The 17,884-nt window shown below is 41.2% G+C and carries 13 protein-coding genes; 6 read left to right on the top strand and 7 right to left on the bottom strand.

Annotation, left to right across the window (positions count from 1 at the left end):
* Positions 1-256 precede the first annotated feature (256 nt).
* Both PCIT_RS22030 and PCIT_RS22025 read left to right on the top strand, forming a co-directional pair.
* On the top strand, positions 257-793 hold the full coding sequence (locus PCIT_RS22030; RefSeq protein WP_420492151.1) for a methylated-DNA--[protein]-cysteine S-methyltransferase: 537 nt from the start codon (positions 257-259) through the stop codon (positions 791-793).
* 119 nt (positions 794-912) lie between these two features.
* Positions 913-2,058, top strand: coding sequence for an FAD-dependent monooxygenase (locus tag PCIT_RS22025; RefSeq protein WP_157592810.1), 1,146 nt, complete (start codon positions 913-915; stop codon positions 2,056-2,058).
* A gap of 65 nt (positions 2,059-2,123) precedes the next feature.
* On the opposite strand, the gene PCIT_RS22020 is transcribed toward PCIT_RS22025, so the two are convergent.
* Both PCIT_RS22020 and PCIT_RS22015 read right to left on the bottom strand, forming a co-directional pair.
* Entirely contained in the window at positions 2,124-2,825 is a 702-nt protein-coding gene (locus PCIT_RS22020) for an NHL repeat-containing protein (RefSeq protein ID WP_010367482.1), read from the bottom strand.
* Positions 2,826-3,012: 187 nt separating this feature from the next.
* Positions 3,013-3,774, bottom strand: coding sequence for a hypothetical protein (locus PCIT_RS22015; protein WP_010367480.1), 762 nt, complete (start codon positions 3,772-3,774; stop codon positions 3,013-3,015).
* Between the two features lie 107 nt (positions 3,775-3,881).
* On the opposite strand from PCIT_RS22015, the gene PCIT_RS22010 reads away from it, so the two are divergent.
* A complete protein-coding gene (locus PCIT_RS22010) occupies positions 3,882-4,901 on the top strand; it encodes a M23 family metallopeptidase (RefSeq protein ID WP_010367478.1) in 1,020 nt (339 codons plus the stop codon).
* Positions 4,902-4,975: 74 nt separating this feature from the next.
* Here the strand turns inward: PCIT_RS22010 and PCIT_RS22005 are convergent, their stop codons facing one another.
* Positions 4,976-8,638 carry an amino acid adenylation domain-containing protein gene (locus tag PCIT_RS22005; RefSeq protein ID WP_010367476.1) on the bottom strand — a complete coding sequence of 1,221 codons (3,663 nt, stop codon included), beginning with the start codon at positions 8,636-8,638 and terminating at the stop codon, positions 4,976-4,978.
* Positions 8,639-8,924: 286 nt separating this feature from the next.
* On the opposite strand from PCIT_RS22005, the gene PCIT_RS22000 reads away from it, so the two are divergent.
* Positions 8,925-9,833 (top strand): IS5 family transposase, encoded by a 909-nt coding sequence (locus PCIT_RS22000; RefSeq protein WP_192992838.1) that lies wholly within the window; start codon positions 8,925-8,927, stop codon positions 9,831-9,833.
* 153 nt (positions 9,834-9,986) lie between these two features.
* On the opposite strand, the gene PCIT_RS21995 is transcribed toward PCIT_RS22000, so the two are convergent.
* The 3 genes from PCIT_RS21995 to PCIT_RS21985 form a co-directional block, all read right to left on the bottom strand.
* The gene (locus PCIT_RS21995; protein WP_010367827.1) at positions 9,987-10,349 is read right to left on the bottom strand and encodes a hypothetical protein; all 363 of its coding nucleotides are present in this window, start codon (positions 10,347-10,349) and stop codon (positions 9,987-9,989) included.
* 133 nt (positions 10,350-10,482) lie between these two features.
* Positions 10,483-11,025 carry a peptide deformylase gene (gene def / locus PCIT_RS21990; RefSeq protein WP_010367826.1) on the bottom strand — a complete coding sequence of 181 codons (543 nt, stop codon included), beginning with the start codon at positions 11,023-11,025 and terminating at the stop codon, positions 10,483-10,485.
* A gap of 131 nt (positions 11,026-11,156) precedes the next feature.
* The gene (locus PCIT_RS21985; RefSeq protein WP_010367824.1) at positions 11,157-13,283 is read right to left on the bottom strand and encodes a winged helix-turn-helix domain-containing protein; all 2,127 of its coding nucleotides are present in this window, start codon (positions 13,281-13,283) and stop codon (positions 11,157-11,159) included.
* A 253-nt stretch (positions 13,284-13,536) separates the two neighbouring features.
* Between PCIT_RS21985 and PCIT_RS21980 the strand changes: the two genes are divergently transcribed.
* Positions 13,537-14,391 carry an alpha/beta hydrolase gene (locus PCIT_RS21980; protein ID WP_010367823.1) on the top strand — a complete coding sequence of 285 codons (855 nt, stop codon included), beginning with the start codon at positions 13,537-13,539 and terminating at the stop codon, positions 14,389-14,391.
* A gap of 173 nt (positions 14,392-14,564) precedes the next feature.
* Here the strand turns inward: PCIT_RS21980 and PCIT_RS21975 are convergent, their stop codons facing one another.
* Positions 14,565-15,731, bottom strand: coding sequence for a murein transglycosylase domain-containing protein (locus PCIT_RS21975; protein WP_010367822.1), 1,167 nt, complete (start codon positions 15,729-15,731; stop codon positions 14,565-14,567).
* A 227-nt stretch (positions 15,732-15,958) separates the two neighbouring features.
* Here PCIT_RS21975 and PCIT_RS21970 point away from each other — a divergent pair, with 227 nt between their 5' ends.
* Positions 15,959-17,320, top strand: coding sequence for a hypothetical protein (locus tag PCIT_RS21970; RefSeq protein WP_010367821.1), 1,362 nt, complete (start codon positions 15,959-15,961; stop codon positions 17,318-17,320).
* Positions 17,321-17,884: the final 564 nt, after the last annotated feature.

Genomic DNA, 17,884 nt, shown 5'->3' with positions numbered 1-17,884 from the left:
ACACACCTTATATACAATTAACACCTATAAGAAACAACTTGGAACGGTGTAATTTTTACATTCATTTACAGTGAGTTTAAATAACAAGCAATTAAAGATGAGTTTTTGTTTTGCGTTGCTTATTCATTGCAACAACTCCTTATTGTTCTACTTTTATCCAGAACACTTGCTAACAGTCAGTGCGAATTGCGGCCAGAACCACCTAAAAAATTCGAGTATGATACGCTCTGTTAATAGATTTCTTTGAGGAACCGCCATGATGTTCGTTGATTACTTAAACACCCCGCTCGGTACAATCGAGTGTGTATCATCTGAAAAAGGCCTAAGACATGTCATATTTTGTGGCGAGCAGGTCAACGAAGCGAACCCTAATAAAATTACTCATATGTGTATTAAACAACTCGCTGAGTACTTTGATGGTTTACGCAGTACTTTTACCATTCCACTTGACCCAGTAGGTACTGATTTTCAACAGCAAGTGTGGCATTGCTTAAACAGCATCCCTTTTGGCGAAACGCGTTCTTATTTAGATATTGCCAAACAAGTTAATCGCCCGAAAGGATCGCAAGCCGTTGGTGGCGCCAATGGCAGAAACCCAATCAGTATCATTGTGCCTTGTCATCGCGTTGTAGCCAGCACTGGAAAGTTAACAGGATATGCAGGGGGGATAGAACGTAAATTGTGGTTACTCGAACATGAGGGCATTTATGTTAAAGCGTCAAATGAAACCAAACAGCTTGATATAAAAAACGTGTTACATAGCCGCCAATCAAAAACACAATATTTAGGCTAACTAAATGCAGGGTATGCTCTCTCTTTACTCGCAACTCAAAACGATGGTACTTTCCAGCTCAGTTGTTATTAAAAAAAGTCTTTAGTAAACGCTTTAACATTGTTCTTTTTATTGAGATTATGAGTAAATTGGAAAATATACGTATATTGATTGTTGGTGCTGGGATCGCTGGAAGTGCCTTATTTCGTCGTTTAAAAGCACAGGGACATCAAGTTGATATTATTGAAAAGTCGCCTACTTTAACCAATGAAGGCGCTGCCATCTGTTTGCCTGCCAACGCAATGATTGAGCTTAAAAAGCTAGACTTAGTTGACCAAGTTATGGCGTGCGCACATCAAGTAAATCAAATTGAGTATGCGCTATCGAATGGCAAAACACTCGCTAAAGCGTCGCTTAATGATGCTCCATTGAATAAAGCGCCCTTCGCAGCCTTAAAGCGCGACGCATTGATGGATATACTCAGAAAAGACATCGCCGAAGAAATCAGGCTCGATACTTGCCTGACCCATATTGAACACACCAATGAAGGTGCTACCGTGACGTTCAATAACGAGCACTCTCAGCACTACAATTTGGTGGTTGCCGCAGATGGAATAAACTCACAAGTTAGGGGGATAATCCAACCTGACACGCCTTTACTAAAACATACCGTGACAAATTGGCGATTTATCACTCAAAAGCCTTTACAAGATTTTCAGCCCGTGTACTACGTGGGTGACACTTCATTATTTATGATTTACCCCATTAGCGATGTAGAAGTGTACTGCTATGGTCACGTTATCGACCCAACAGGGCAATACTATGCTATGCCAGCCAAAGCTGCGTTAAATGCCATATTTGCCAACTATGCAGCGCCCATAAAGCATTGCCTAGACAACATGCCTGACAATAAAGATATTGTTCGAGGTGGCCTAAAAAGTGTCGCTAAAACAAATGCTGTGTTCAACAATGTAGTATTAATTGGTGATGCCCTACATGGTTGCCCACCTAGTTTGCAGCAAGGCGCAGGTATGTCTTTAGAAGATGTCAACTGTTTGGCTGATCAACTTGCTGATACCACACTAGATTTACAGCATGCATTGGCAAACTATCAACAAGCCCGCAGTGCACGAGTCGCTTGGACAGTTCAAGAATCAAATAAAATTATAAAGCTTGCAGGGTTAGGGCAAAGCGTTTTAGGGCGGCTAGTAAGAAACTTCATTATTCGTCGAAAAGGTCCGGCAAACGTCGTTGGTTGGCGCAAACTGTTAGCAGAAAAAATATAAGCACCTAACCAAAAGCATCATACACAGTGGAATATATGATGCTTTATCACTGCAACTCATGCAGCTTAATGACCTGACAGCACGGTCACTGTGTCATTAAATTTACCACCAACACCACTGATCACCTGGTAACCATCTATTTGCCTGATATGTCCTATATGTCGGCCAATATGGTTATAAGAAGACACATATACACCATTTGCAGCGTAAACGCGTATAATATTGTCATTACTGGTTAGAACATGAATGTTGCTTTGCTCATCGACTGTCAAGCTTTTTGGTCCATTGAGATCTTGCAATAAATCAGTCCCAAATTCCCCGATACTTGTCACAGTCTGGCCATAAAAATCAAGCGTCGTTATGCTATGTTTGCCGTATTCTAATATATGCACGGACTGAAGCGTGTGATCAATCGCAAAGTCTTTAATGCCACTCATTGAATCTGGTAGGTGGATCTTGCCCATACTTTCGCCTTGTAAAGAAAAGATACTGATTTCCTTTACCTGCTCAAAATACACATAAATAGAATGTGCATAACGGCGAATAATGCGTGGTTTTAGCTGTACTTCAACCGTCTCACCTGTCGGTGTAATAACCACCATACTAGGAAAGGTGACATTTAACTTACGCAACGCAGAAATAGACAAACGTTGTGTCATTTGATCAACATGGGTATTATTTTTTTGCTCTTGAGCATGAACTGATAAACCCAGTAACCCCGCTGAACAAAGCGCTGAGGTTGATTTTAAAAAAGTACGGCGTTCCATAGCTAAGCTTCTTAATTGTGTCACAGTAGATATATTGTCACACGATTAAATAATGATTTAAATTACACTCGATTACAGCATCTAAGCCATTAGACACTATCACTAGTTTTACAAAGAATTTTAAATCACAGAGCCCCAATATAATACGCATGCTACTGCTATTTACCTATTGAACTGAGCTGCCAAGTTACAAATCTAATATGGGTGAAAGTGGTATGGGACTTGTGTCGGGGATCTTATTATCTACTATCAACACCTGACGCATGTTTTCAATGTCTTCATGCTTATACTTCTCTGATAGCTCCGCATATTTATCAACCACATTCACCAGTTCATCAAGCATTTTTTCATGCATTGAATACGGTAACTGTAGTGGTTTTACTATCATAAAAGCATGCTTATCTTGCTCTGTAACAATCGCTTGAGTAGTTTCTATAATCACTTGTTTTAACTGATTTTTGAGCACAAGACTATCGGGTGAAAAACCGATAGGGAAGGTGAAGTTAAACTGCACTTTATTCGCAGGTAATAGCGTGATCAGTTCAAGCTTCTCTAACGCTCTGAGATACGTATAAGTCATCGCAGGAGTTAACTGATATTGCAGCTCAATTTCTGCTATTGGTATTTTTTCAAATACGAGCAAACTAAAGTAGTGCAATAGTTGTTCAGAGTTTGCAAAGGCATGATCTTGAGCTGGTGTGAAATACTGATGTTCGGCTGGTCTATTTACCGCCTCATTTAATAACACATCAATTGCAATATCAGCGATACCACATAGCTTGATCAGCCGTTCAAACTTAATATTGTCATCATACATCATGCGTTTAACCGTTACCTCTGAGGTGTCGAGTCGGTGCGCAACATGGCTATAAGTCAGTGACTTTTGCTTTAACGCCCCCCTAATTTTAGCCAAGCAATAACGTATGATTTGCTGATCGAAAAGGCTCATTACTTTCCAATTGAGTATCAATATATGATACTTGACACTATATACTTTCGTTCGCTATTTCAAGTCATATTGCTCAAAGCTATGATTGAAAAAAACGGAGGTTTAAAATGTGGATCGAAATTATATTAATGTGCTTACTCACAGCGATTTTTTGTTTCAGTCATCTGATTGGTATACTCTACAACGCGCTAAATGGTTACCTTATTTTGAGCTTTATCGGCATGACTGCGCTTACACTTTTTAAGCTCTTTACCCATCAGTTTGGTTTTGAGTATTGGGCAAATAATCTAATCCATTTAGGCCTATTATATTGGCTAGATTGTGCTATTAAAGTTACTTACTTTACCCTGATTTTTATTTATATCTGGCTGCGTTTGCCTGGGCACTCTTTTAGTACACAACAGAGAAAAGTGATCAAAAGCCTTATGGTCACCCTGCCTCTATCAGTTGCTATTTTAATGTGCTTACCCAGTAAAGCAGTTAATTGGCCACAATTAACCTTTATGTCAATTTTTAGCCTATTTCTCGTCACTGAGTTACTCCGTTATCAACGTGTATTCTTTGACCATGCAGTCACACTATTAAGCCCGTTTAAGCAAGATGCGATAGTATTGCAAGGAGGCGCAAGTAGCTTATTTAATCATCATTTTAATATTGCACAGCAACGTTGGGCATTAGATATAGAATTGTTTGAAGGTGATGTATCTACAAGTAATACGAACAAAAACAAGCCCGACGACTTTCACTCCTTTGCTAAACCACTATTTGCGCCGATCAGTGGCGAAGTGGTCGCTTTGGCAACAGATCATACAGATATGCCATTAGGGCAATCAGATTTAGACAATCTGGCCGGCAACTACGTCATCATAAAACATGGCGATAAATATGTGATGCTCTCTCATTTAAAACAACATTCTTGTCAGTTACAGCACGGTGACAGTGTTTTTGAGGGGAAAACCTTGATTGGAGAATGTGGAAATTCAGGTAATTCAACACATCCGCATTTACATATACAGGTGCAAAACCACGCCAATTTTGAGCAAGTAACACAAACCTACCCAATCTACTTTAAAACACAAGCGAGCACTGCCACATTTAAACGGGTCAATGACATTATTACCGGTTAGCTTAGGTATGTAATTAGGTATGTAATAAGACCCATTAACGCAGGCCTTATTACATACCACCTCACTTCGCCGGCTTAAATCAGACCTAGTTCCTGTTCATTAGTTTCGCTTTGCGCAACCAACACTTTTTGTTCATCCATGCGGGCTATCAACCAGACAAACACCTCTGTTTGCCCAGCTAATAAGCAGGTTCCCATACACACATTATTTAACAGCGCTTCAATATCATGCGTACATAAATGATTCAGTGCTGCATTATTTGCTAGCTGTAGCGTACATGATGGTAGGTTCTCAAGCATCTTAAGCTCATTGTGCACCGTAACTTCGCGGTTTTTAAGCATAACGCAAATTGACCGTTCACCTTCCCCCACCTCTACAGAGATCATTAATTCAGGAGCCGGCCCTGATAATGAAATTAAATAACCATTTAAACCCGCTGCGAATTGCTTTGCCCATCTCTGTACTTTCGCCGTAACCAGTTTAGATGCAAGGTGAGGTTCTGCCGATATCTCAGTGACAACCTTACGGGTTGCCATTTCATCTTTGACGGCCTGCTCAGTTTCTATCAAGGCTTGTAACGTACGGTCGATGTCGTCTCGCGTATGAGATGCTGAACAAATAAACCGTAACCGCCCACGGCCCATCTCAACAATAGGATAAGTGACCGCTAGCGTTTGCACACCACGGTCATACAGGCCTTGAACAATCGCGTACAAAGTCTCTTTATCAGAAAAGTGCGGGGTGACTATGGGGCCATCTCCGTCACCTAAATCATATCCAGCCTGTGTAAAACGCTGCCGCATATAAGTAGTTCTGTCCCATAGCTGCGCTCTCAATGAATTATCCGAGCGTAAGTATCGTAAAGACGCGAGCGCTGCAGCAATATCAGCAGGACTTATCGACGCCTGAAAAATATACGCGCGCGATGCCGATTTTAGCAACTCAATATGTGCGTCACTTGCCGCAATGACTCCACCAATACTTCCCATGGCTTTGCTGAGTGTCGTCATCAAAAAATCAACATTGTCTGTGGCCCCTTGCAGAGCGCAAACTCCCGCTCCATTGTCACCGTAAAACCCAAAAGAATGCGCCTCGTCGACTAAGGTTAATGCTCCATATTGTTTTGCTATTTTGACAATATCGGCCACTGGCGCAATTCCTTCCCCCATGCTATACACGCTTTCTAACACCACTAATGTGGTATGGTAGGGTGACATAGCGCTGCTGAGTACAGCTTCGAGATCTTGCATATCATTATGTTTAAATGTTCTTATTTGTGCGCCACTGAGGCGTGCTCCATCCACAATTGAGGCATGACAAAGTTGATCAATAACCACAATATCATTGTTACTTACTATGCCCGAAATAGCGCCCAAATTTGCGGTATAACCTGTCGGAAATAAACAGGCACTTTGCTTGCCTACTAGCTGCGCGAACTCTTGTTCAAAAGCGACATGCAAATCAGTCATACCTGTTGCAGCAGCAGAAATCCCCATCCCTGTGCCATACTGTTGCAACGCTTTACTTGCTTGCGCAATGATATTTGCATCTCGATTCAAGCCAAAGTACAAGTTGGTTGACCATATAATGGCATTTCGATCACCGCCCTTTTTATAAGAGTCGCCAATCACCCCAGTTGCAGCGCTGCCCGTGCGCAGTACCTTTCCGTACGGGTTTCTTCCGTTATTGTTAACCATTTCAGTTATATACTTAACTAATATGCTTTTATCAGTAACACTCCACGACACTGCACTGGCTGATTGAAAAGTGGGGTGACTGCATTGCAGCAGCGTTTGAAAATGAGCCAAGGTATCAGCCAGTTTTGATTCCAGAGGAGGTTGACCTAACGCACTGACATCACTCCCTGTACCAGACAGGCACTTAACCAAGTACCCTGCCAATGCTTTTGGCGTACCCTGTTCAAAAAGCAAGGTGTCAGCCAGTTTATAGTTTAGCTGGGCACTCAATCGACTGGTAAATTCTAATGAACTCAAAGAGTCAAAACCAAAACGATTAAATGTCACATCTTCTTGTACGTCTTGTGGGCTGGTTAAATTCAGTAAGCTTGCAACTTCATGTTGGATCACCGCCAATACTTCTTCATACCCATACTTGCCGTGCGACTGAATTATGTTTTCGCGGGGAATAGATGTTTCGCTCTCAAGAGCCTGTTCTTTGTGCACCGCCAAACGCACCTCGGCTAACTGCGGTAACTGACTGCGATCTAATTTATCATTGGGTAAAAAAGGCAACGACTCAAGGTGCATAACAAGCTGAGGTAGCATGTATTTCGGTAGATGCATTGACAAATACTCTGTGATTTCCAAGCTTGTTAGGGCACTACTTTGACTGACCACATAAACCACCAGCACCTTTTTCCCAGTGCCACTGTCTAATACGGCCGCTGCAGCGGCATCAATACCCGCCATTTCCTCTAATGTCGATTCAATTTCTCCAAGCTCGATTCTAAAGCCTCTGAGTTTTACCTGTTGATCAATACGACCCACATAGTCTATTTCTCCATTGCTGTGCCACTGACATAGATCACCAGTTCGATATAAACGCTGCTCAGGGATTGCCGTTGTGGGTGTCACGTCAATAAACCGCTCTCGCGTCAAGGCCTCATCATTTAAGTAGCCGCCAGCCAACTTGTTACCCGCTAAATAGAGTTCACCGGGCTCTCCTGCACTTGTGACCGTCATTGATTCATTTAAAATATAGGCACGCGAGTTTGTTACTGATTTACCAATCGTCACGCACGATGTGCCACGCTCAACTGCACTAATGGTAGAAAATACCGTATCTTCGGTTGGGCCATATGCATTCAAAACCCGTGGGCAATGAGCAAGTGCATGAATTTGCTTCACCAACGACAGCTTAAGTGCTTCGCCACCGAATACCACACATTGAATGTTATCTGGCAACGTGTTTGTTGCCAGCAATGCCTGCATCGATGAAGGTACCATCACACACATTTTAACTTTATTCGCATGAACTAATGTTGGCAATGAAACTGCATTTGGGGCCAATATAATGGTACCTCCCAATGATAAAGTCCCTAAAACTTCCATCACTGACGTATCAAAGCACACAGATGCTGCTGCCAATACACCAGACAATTCTTCTTGGCTAAACAATTGAGCCATGGCATCACTTAGAGCAACAAGATTACCATGACTGACCATTACCCCTTTTGGCTGACCAGTAGACCCTGAGGTATACATGACATAAGCAAGCTCATTACTTGACGGCCCTTCAAAATCACAAAGCGGCTGCTCTGTCACCTCTGTCACCTCTGTCATATTGATTAACTTATCAACCGTGCTGCATAATGCGCTGGTAGTTTCACTGTCAACGATTGCAGCAACAGCACATGAATGCGCTAACATATACTGAATACGCGCTTGCGGATAACTTGGGTCTAACGGTACATAAGCACATCCTGCTCGTAAAATACCAATCAATGTTGCGACAAGTTCCCATGACCGTTCCATACATACAGCGACTAATGCACCTCGCTTAACCCCTTGTACAGCAAGCGTATTCGCAACGATTGACGCGCGAGCAATCAATTGCTCATAGGTTATCGTTAATTCACCATCTAGAATCGCACTGTTTTTTGGAATACGTTTCCCTTGCCCATAAATCGAGCTAATAATAGTAGAACGCTGAGAGGGAGAACTCACTGGTATATCCCATGGTTTTTTCTGTTTATCTAGTAATATCTCAAGTTTCATAAACTATCCTTATTTTTTATTACATAGTTAAATCATGCCAAAACATTATGTAAAACTATGTACTTTGGTTTTATTTCTAAGAAAGCATTTATTAATAAAGAGATGAAATAAATTGAAAAATAATTTGTGAAATCATAGCAAGGGAAGGAGAAGAATTAAATTCACACAGTCATTAATATGACATATGAAAGTAATTTCCAGTGCCAATAGGCCTTGTTTCCTAAATAATTGAACTTCTTTGGTTTGGTGTGATCAGATCATAAAATGCCTTAACCCATGCCTTGAAATGAAGAAGAAAATTAGGAATTGGTCACAGTACAATCGTGCTTTAGTTCAACGCGGTAACATCAACATTTGGCTAAGTGATAGTGCCATCTCAAAGTGGCAGAATACTGAAAAGCACGGTGGCCGTGGTCGTTCAAATTACTATTCTGATTTAGCAATTGAAACGTGTTTAACCTTAAGGGCCGTATTCCATTTGCCACTCAGGGCCTTAGAAGGGTTTGTAAATTCCTTACTTACTACGATGGATACCTCGCTGCAATCACCGGGTTATAGCTGTTTATGCAAACGCAGTAAAACACTTGATGTGCAATATAGAAAAAGCGCAGGCAAAGGCTTTATAGATATTGTGGTCGATAGCACGGGCCTTAAAGTGTATGGAAATGGTGAATGGCATACAAGAAAACATCGTGCGACTAAGCGCCGAACTTGGCGAAAATTGCACTTGGCCGTTGATGCGACAAGTCACGATATTGTGGGTGCTGAGCTGTCGATGGTAAATGTGTCAGATGGTGAAGCCCTTGCCGATTTAATCAGGCCACTGCGTAGGAATATAGACAGAGTCACAGGTGATGGAGCATATGACACACGCAGTTGCTATGAGGAGGTCGCAGCAAAAGGTGCGATTATGCGGGTACCGCCAAGAGAGAATGCCCAATACTGGGAAGAAGGACACCCCAGAAACAATGCCATATTTATGATGCACCAAATAGGGTTAACGCAGTGGAAAGTGAATTCAGGGTACCACCTTCGTTCACTTGCCGAGACGGCGATGTATCGTTTTAAACAATTAATGGGTGATAAGCTAAAAAGTCGTCAATTCAATAGTCAGCATACTGAAACGATGATTAAAGTGAAGGCAATAAATAAAATGAATGGGCTAGGTATGCCCAAATATCAGCAACAAAGTTAAAACTGAGAAATTGATTGGTAGTTAGCTATTTGATCAACAAGGCCGTGCCAATAACGAAAATTTACTTATTTCACGTCAAAAAACACCTTATCACCTTTGTGAAATAATATAGGCTGAAATTTAAATACAGCCTATATAAAAGGTAAAATGGGCTTAAATATTATTAAATAGGCTTGTTGCCCATACAGTTTCCCAAGAACCATCTTGGTACAATACCTTCGCAGTTGCAGCGTGTACCTTATTTGCTGACGTAAGTACTGTGCACGAAGCGCTATTAGAGAAACCGCAATTCGCTGCAGCATCGCCCCAAATTACATGACTTATGGCTTTATTTCCAACTATTTTAAATGTAGTTTGAGCATAGGTACTACCAAATTCTACTGTATAACAAGTGTAGTTATTATAGTCCCTGTTGTACTGTGGATCTCCAATAGTACATTCCATAGATGCTGCAAATGCTTGGCTACCCATAAAAGTAGATAATACAAGAGTTCCAATTTTAATTAATTTTTTCACAATAATTCCTTCATTATTTAAAATACCAAGTGGCAAATTAAAATAGCACATTAAAAGAACAAAAAACAACAAGAAGCATTAACAATAAAATAAGAAAAACAAGAAAAAATATTTTATGGTTAACACCCTATATTCAGCCCTCAGCAAACTGCTTATACCATTCACTTTCACTGATTAAATCTTGTGTTGATTCTAATTGGTCAATAAACGTCAGCCCATTTAAGTGATCCAGTTCATGCTGAAAAATGCGTGCGACAAAATCGTGAAAGGTTTTATGTTGCTCATTACCCTGTTGATCAAAGTATTTAACGGTAATTGCAGTATGTCTAGGTACTAACCCACGCATGCTGGGCACACTTAAGCACCCTTCCCACCCTTTTACTTTTTCTTTTGAATACGATACAACCTCGGGGTTGATGATGGCGGTGGGGTCCATCAAAGGGGCGTCAGGGTATCGCGCATTTGGCTTTGAACACATAATAAATATGCGTTTACTATGATGTATTTGAGGGGCCGCAATCCCCACACCACCCGCCTGTGATACCGCGAGCAGCATGGTGGTAATGAGTTGCTGGCATTCATCTGCGAGAATATCCTCTACTTCGGCCGCGGGCTGTCTTAATACTGGCGCGCCCAACTGAGCAATATCATATTCCTGTGTGCTTACATTATTCATTGAGTTTCTCTTTTTATGCTCGGTTGACGGCGCGATGTTTACCTCGCCTGTTTATTAACGACATGGTCAATTTACCATTAAGCCAGCTACAAGACAGCACTACCTAACTCGCTGGAAACATATAAATAACGCTAATTAGCTGCCAACACTAACTCAGCCAGCGATTTTTTTGACGCAATATGATTACTAAACAACACATTCGTATGATTTACGTCGGTTAAATAGTCTATGGTTTTTGGCACAGTACCTAACACGTGAAACACTGTCGAGTCCAAATCATAAGACCACAACTGTGATGCTTCATTTACCCCATAGATTACATTATTTGTGATCACGAATCGCTTATCACTGCCTTGAGACATCAAAGGCGGAATTAAAGTATCTTCAACCGAACCAGTTATCCAAAAACGGTCGAGTTGATCCGTGTAAATAACACGTCCATCCTCGCTTTTTTGTGCCCATTTAACGCTTTTTTCGCTCACTTTCGTATAAGCTGAATTACTCAAGTTAAGCTTAACAAGCATGGGTTCCCCATCAATATTGACTAGCCCCAATGCACTGTCATTTTTACTGTTCCACTGAAACAACTCTCGAATAGGGTAATTCATCGGCACCCGCTTTTGGCTGCCATCTAATAACACCCTGAATAACTCAGAATTCACATTAGCTAACACACTCTGTCCATCTTGAGCCCAATGAATACCATTAAAATAGCTGTCTTTTGGAAAGTTACTGAGCTTTTGTGAGCCTTCACCATCGTACAGCCATATTTGAGCCTCCCCCGAGCGGTTCGACTGAAAAGCAATTAAAGCGCCACTAGGCTGAAACTGCGCTGCGTGTTCAAATTGAGTTGAACGGTCGAGGGTAACATAATTATCAGCGTGTACATTTGATAACGCCATCATCGCAATATCACTATCATAAAACCCCTTTACCACTAATGCGCGCTGGCCATTTAGATGAAAAGTAGGCGTACCAATAGAAGTGTCTAATGGAATACTAATATTTGACACTTGACCATCAAAGGTAAGGCCAAATAACTGTCGGCCAGTGCTAAAAATCAACTGCTCATCATCAGGGGTAAAATTAGGTGAAATACGTCGATAAGGTGATATTTCAGGTATATTTTCAACTGAGTGGCTCGAAACGAGCTCACCACTGGGTTTAACTATATCAAGATAACGCTGGTGATCACGTCTTAGTACAATTAATGCAATTAAGTTATCTTTAACGGAGTAATCATAATCAATAAAACGGCCATCAGGCACATCATAAATAGTCTGGCTTTCATTGCCAGAGACTGAATATAAGATCAGCTTCCAACGTTTGTCGCTCAACTGCATCAGTAACACTTGATCGTCATTCAACCAAGTTGGTTTGATTATTTTGGTATTTTTACACTCCATGATTTGTGTCGGTTGATTATGCCCCTCAAATGCCTTTGCAACATCAAGGCGCTGTAATGTATAGCACTGCTTTTGCGTTACTGGCGTTGTGCAATCGTCGGCTTCAATATAAATAAGCTGTTTGCCATCGTGAGACAGGCTATGTTCACCATACGTGCCTAATTTATCCATAAGCGGGGTTTCTCGCCCTGTTTCAAGGTGCTTGGCCCAAATATTACTGCGGCACAGCTTTTCAGGATAACGCTGGAATATGACGTATTGACCATCCGCTGAATACACACCGCCATATTCTTTATTATCTGTTGCGGTCAATGAACGCAGCTCTGTTACCTCAAACTCAAAAGGTTTAGAGCCATTGAAGTAACCCATACTACTCAGGCTAATAAATACCCCGCACAACATAGTTAACATAAGACCAGCTGAAATACGCCGCCAAGATCTGTTACCTTTTTGCCTCTCGTTTTCCCCAGCAAGTGCGTGTGTTTCATTAGCTGATTGCTCACTGCGCTTTGTTAGTTTAGGAGTCGTTATATTTGCTTGCCAACGTACCTCACACTCCAAACTGTATCCTTGCTTGGCATGCGTTTTAATATATGACTGCGATTCAAGATTGGCACCCAGTACTTTTCTTAATTGTGCAATACTCCTTTGTAAGGTGTTTGGCGTTACAATGGTATCAGGCCACACTTCGGTCAATAACTCATCTTGACTGACCACCTGGTTAACATTTTTAGCAAGGCACGTGAGTACAGCTAAAGCCTTAGGCGGCACTGTTTGAGTTTGGTGCTCATAGGTAACTTGATTTCGAGAGAGGTCGATAAAAAAACCCCCGACCCAATATTGAACGGACATATCTACGCTTTCCAAAGGTGAATTAATATAAAAAATGCGCTATTTAAGCGAAAAATCATCCTAGCATACCGTTTGAACATTCCAAAACACAGCTTATAAATATCTGATAAATATATTATTAATTTAAATTACTGCTATATCATTCAGAAATCAGTACAACATCAGGTTTTTCCATACTTTTGGCTATACAGTCAGGTTCAACGTTAGGCCGTAAAGCATTTGTTATAATAATAGATACTCAGGAAACACCATCATGACTATACAAAAACACTTCATCCTCGTATTGAGTTATTTAATGACTCTGTTAATGATTTCAGCAACTGAAGCCAAAGAGTTTAGTTTACCCAACACCCACATAGTGCCAATTAATGACACTCAGTTAGCGCGTCAGTACGAGCTTTACATCACTTTACCTGATGGGTATAACAAAAACGCTAAAAAGCCTTACTCGGTGATTTATTACACCGATGCACCAGTTCATGTCAGCTTACTCTCAAGCGCAAGCAATTTCATATTAAACGAGACTATTTTAGTTGGGATATCATGGCAAACAAACACCACTGGCGCACTGAAAGAGCGGGGTGTGAGCGCTAGCCGTGTCCGCGACTATTCTATTAATCAATCGAGTAATGCTCAAAGACAGGCAAAATATCAATATGGCCAAGCCAGTACTCACTTAGCGTTTATAAGAAACACCGTATTTCAATACATAGAAAAAAACTACGCTGCAGACCCTAGCAACCGCACCTACTTTGGTTTTTCATTGGGAGGGTTGTTTGGGGCGTATATATTAACGGCGCACCCTGATTCCTTCAAAAACTACATTTTGGGTAGCCCAGCACTACGCGGTGATATACCCCTGCTTACAAAGCTTAGTAACAGCCATAAGCAGCTTAACGCCAATGTGTTTATTTCTTACGGTGCATTAGAATCTAAGCTCGCAGGTTACGTAAATGAGTTTATTGATGTTTTACAAAAAAGAAATGATAGCAGCTTGCAACTACATACCACTGTGGTTGATGCCGCGGGCCACAGTGACTCATTTCCAATGGTAGGCGTACGCAGTATTATGTGGTTGTCATCGTTGACCGACATAAAAGCGCATTAAAGCAATCCCCCTCACCACAGTGGTGGTATTTAAAACAGTCTTGTGATTAAAGCAGGACAAATTTGCCCGCTTTCATTGCGTTTTTACAACGTACTTAGAGAAAGCGGCGCAAAGCACAATTATGCTAGCAATGCCTATCGATCCAACCATCAAGAGTTAAAGCTAAAAAAGCGCTACAAATACTTTTGCTTCGCTTTAGTCACCTTTTCAAGATAACGACGCGACTCATCGCGAGGATGATCATAGCGCAGCTGTTTATAGACGTTAGCCGGTGATTGTTGATTAATTTTTTTGACCGCCGTAGTACGGTTTGGGTGATAAGTTTTAAACACGTTCCCCGCGCCACCATTATATGCTGAAATAATGGTGTATTCTCGGCTCAGTTGATGCTTCACCCCGGCCAAATAACGAGTATTGAGTATTTTTAAATAGGCAGTGCCAATATCAATGTTTTGCTGTGGGCTCATAAGTGTTGATTTAGTGGGTTGCCCGGCGCGATTCTTCTCCAATTTGTAAACATCGCGCCCCGCCGTTGCCGGCACAACTTGCATTAATCCGTACGCATTTGCATGACTCACCGCATATGGATTGAAGGCACTTTCGGTTTCAATAACCGCATAGATCAGTGCCGCCGAAATATTGTATTTTTTAGCCGACGCCAATACCGAATCACTGTATTTTAAGTGCCTTAAATGCTTGTGATCCGTCACTAAGTTAAACGTCACTTGCGTCATTTTCCGACCATTTTGCTGTGAGGTCGTTAAGTTATTAGCCACCAAGTAACTTGCATAGCGCTTTGCACGCCATTCATAGCGCACCACTTGACCATCTTGGTCACGTACTTGCGGATATAAAAATGGCTCACCTGATAACGTTGGCGATTGACTGGAAAATATATCTGTTTGACTGGGATCATCTGAGGTTAATAATGTTTCGAATATCGCCTGAGAGAGCTTAGGCTTTATATTCTTCGTCGCAATTGTCTCAATGGTTACTGAACCCTGAACAAAATCGACAATTGCCCGCGCTTCATAATCATTCGAATACTTCACATAACGGGTATTACTGGGTAACTCTTTATTTGACTTGCCCCATACCTGCTCAATGATTGCGTCCAAGTCGCCAAATAAACGCTGTATCTTCGCCATATCCTGATTAATAGACTGCTGACTTTTATTAATACCCTCCGCGATCACTGCAACATCATGTGGGTTCTTTTGGATCTGCTCTGCTAGCTTCTTGATTTCTTTCGCTGATTGTAAATTTAATGTGGACTGACATGCCGTTAGCCAGAATATGGCGAGCATGACAGTAATCGCCCGTATCAAACATATCTGCATAGGGTTCGCCTATATAGTAAAAGGTCATTTGTAATTTTAATATTGTGAACCATACACTTAACATTTGCGAGTGCGTCATCACATTGTATGTAATTTGCAGTTTAAATATATGTCACCACAGACTCATCCATATTATATGCACATTGTTAACCTAGTGTTTTAAATGTGAACACCCAAATTCAAGTGAATGGGTATAGCGCTAAGTTATTTCGGCAAGGAGAATACAGATGCCCGCAGATATTATGACATTGCAAGAGTTTAAAAATGCCAGTAGTCACTGGAGTCAAGTGCGTAGCAATCACAAAAACTTGGTAAAGGTCGACAATGCGATTACCTCCTACCACGCAATCGGTAAAGATAAGTTAGAGCAACGTATTGTGTCTTTAACCCTACTGAGCGAGATTGCTAAAAGCTATGCTGACGATAAACGATTATTTGTGTGGCAAGATACCAGAAGAAAACGCAAAATAAGCGCAGCCGATGCAGTTTATAACCAAGCGATCACTAAAATAAAATACTTGCAGCAAGTATTAGTCGCAGAACAGCGCCTACCTGCTTTGCTCGGAGTAGGCGACCAAACGCCAATTCAACGCGCTCATTCAGGTATGGCAAAGTGGGCAGCGGCGACCAAACAAGTACAAGGTCTCATAGAGTATATAGGTAAACCGAGTGATGGTAGACAGCTGGATCCTAAATACTGGACCGAAGCCATCGACCCACTGCATAGGCATTGGAAGAACCCGAGAAACGCCCCCATTTTTACCGCATGGACTGAAGCCCGTTATGAAAAGCATACAACCGTGCTGCCTTTTTACCGCTGGTTAGAAATGCAATCAGATGAGACTATATCAGGACTAAGTAGAGAAGGGCTCTTAAGCACCTCCTATCAAGATGCCGTCGGACGTGAGGAGTATAGGCGTTACTTTCGAGATGGGCTATTAAAGTACCTGCGTTCACCAGCCGAATTTATGCCTTGGAGCTCACAACATTCCCATACCAATTTCTGTGGTACAGGCTGGGCAATTTTTGTTTTATCGCCTGACGATAAGCTCTATACTGGCAACCATGATAGTTCAACAGGGTGGTTCCATGCGGCTTTTTTAGGCGGAAAGCCAGTCAAAGCAGCGGGTGAAATATATGTAAAGAACGGCGTTCCCTTAGTGATCACCGATAAAAGTGGCCACTATAAACCACAATTTGAGCACTTATGTGAAGCTGCAAGGGTGATGAATCGAAATGGCGTCGATGTATCACAATTACAAATATGGTGCAGATGGGTCGATCCCGTTACAGGCAAAAGCTTCGCAGGAAAAGAAGGCATGCGGGCCAACGATATTTGGTACATGGCAATTGATGCTGAACGCTACATAAATACGGGTAATCGTGGCTATGCCATGATCCAAGACTTTTCAATCAAATCAGGTTCTTGGGGGTTTATAAAAATGGCAAGCCCCAACCGCGTAAATCTGCCTGAAGCCCAACAAAGAAGCTATGACGGGGCTAAAATTACCGCAGTTGCTGAGCAGCCTAAAGGTTTTTATCGAGGGTGGTCGATTGATCGCTACTGCACAGCACCACACTTTGTGTAGTGTTGTGTTCCTGTTCATCTGAGTTATTTCGAACCTAAGTTAGTCACTATACATATGTTTTAACAATTCTTTTATTTGAGTATAAAACTATATATGAAAGAAAACTGTATTTTATTAACAGTACAATCCTCTCACCTTCTAGAATAGAGGAAGTTAACAAACTTAAAATCAACACTTGATATTCATTTAAATAATGATAAATTATCAATTGATTTAAAAAAGTAAAAGGAAATTAAAATGAAGTTAACTCTAAATAAAAAAAAGATAAAAGTACTCAACTCTAATAAAAATCAACTTCCTAACTATAACACTCCTCAAATAGCAGGTGGTGGTTACTCTCTGGAGGCTGGCTGCAGAAACACTGACCTATGTACAAACCATTGTATGACTAAGAATTATTACCATGGATGCAACACAAATGCGACAGGTTTAAGCGGTTGTTGCAAAACAACAATCTGCTAAGAATTCAATTTTAGAATTAAGAATGCAAGTGAGAATTTAGTCACTTGCATTCTTACATATACAAAAAATAATTAAGTGAAATTCATTTCATATAATTTAATT

It is taken from the genome of Pseudoalteromonas citrea (assembly GCF_000238375.3).
In the GTDB taxonomy this organism is placed as follows: domain Bacteria; phylum Pseudomonadota; class Gammaproteobacteria; order Enterobacterales; family Alteromonadaceae; genus Pseudoalteromonas; species Pseudoalteromonas citrea.
The sequence above is the reverse complement of the archived record's forward strand: the minus strand, read 5'-3'. Positions and strand labels throughout refer to the sequence as shown.

What these genes read in the sequence shown, in the direction of transcription:
- PCIT_RS22025 (WP_157592810.1), top strand. Translation starts at nt 913, where the DNA reads ATGAGTAAATTGGAAAATATACGTATATTGATTGTTGGTGCTGGGATC.
- PCIT_RS22010 (WP_010367478.1), top strand. Translation starts at nt 3,882, where the DNA reads ATGTGGATCGAAATTATATTAATGTGCTTACTCACAGCGATTTTTTGT.
- PCIT_RS22020 (WP_010367482.1), bottom strand. Translation starts at nt 2,825, where the DNA reads ATGGAACGCCGTACTTTTTTAAAATCAACCTCAGCGCTTTGTTCAGCG.
- PCIT_RS22015 (WP_010367480.1), bottom strand. Translation starts at nt 3,774, where the DNA reads ATGAGCCTTTTCGATCAGCAAATCATACGTTATTGCTTGGCTAAAATT.
- PCIT_RS21975 (WP_010367822.1), bottom strand. Translation starts at nt 15,731, where the DNA reads ATGCAGATATGTTTGATACGGGCGATTACTGTCATGCTCGCCATATTC.
- PCIT_RS21970 (WP_010367821.1), top strand. Translation starts at nt 15,959, where the DNA reads ATGCCCGCAGATATTATGACATTGCAAGAGTTTAAAAATGCCAGTAGT.
- PCIT_RS22000 (WP_192992838.1), top strand. Translation starts at nt 8,925, where the DNA reads ATGAAGAAGAAAATTAGGAATTGGTCACAGTACAATCGTGCTTTAGTT.
- PCIT_RS21980 (WP_010367823.1), top strand. Translation starts at nt 13,537, where the DNA reads ATGACTATACAAAAACACTTCATCCTCGTATTGAGTTATTTAATGACT.
- PCIT_RS22005 (WP_010367476.1), bottom strand. Translation starts at nt 8,638, where the DNA reads ATGAAACTTGAGATATTACTAGATAAACAGAAAAAACCATGGGATATA.
- def (WP_010367826.1), bottom strand. Translation starts at nt 11,025, where the DNA reads ATGAATAATGTAAGCACACAGGAATATGATATTGCTCAGTTGGGCGCG.
- PCIT_RS22030 (WP_420492151.1), top strand. Translation starts at nt 257, where the DNA reads ATGATGTTCGTTGATTACTTAAACACCCCGCTCGGTACAATCGAGTGT.
- PCIT_RS21985 (WP_010367824.1), bottom strand. Translation starts at nt 13,283, where the DNA reads ATGTCCGTTCAATATTGGGTCGGGGGTTTTTTTATCGACCTCTCTCGA.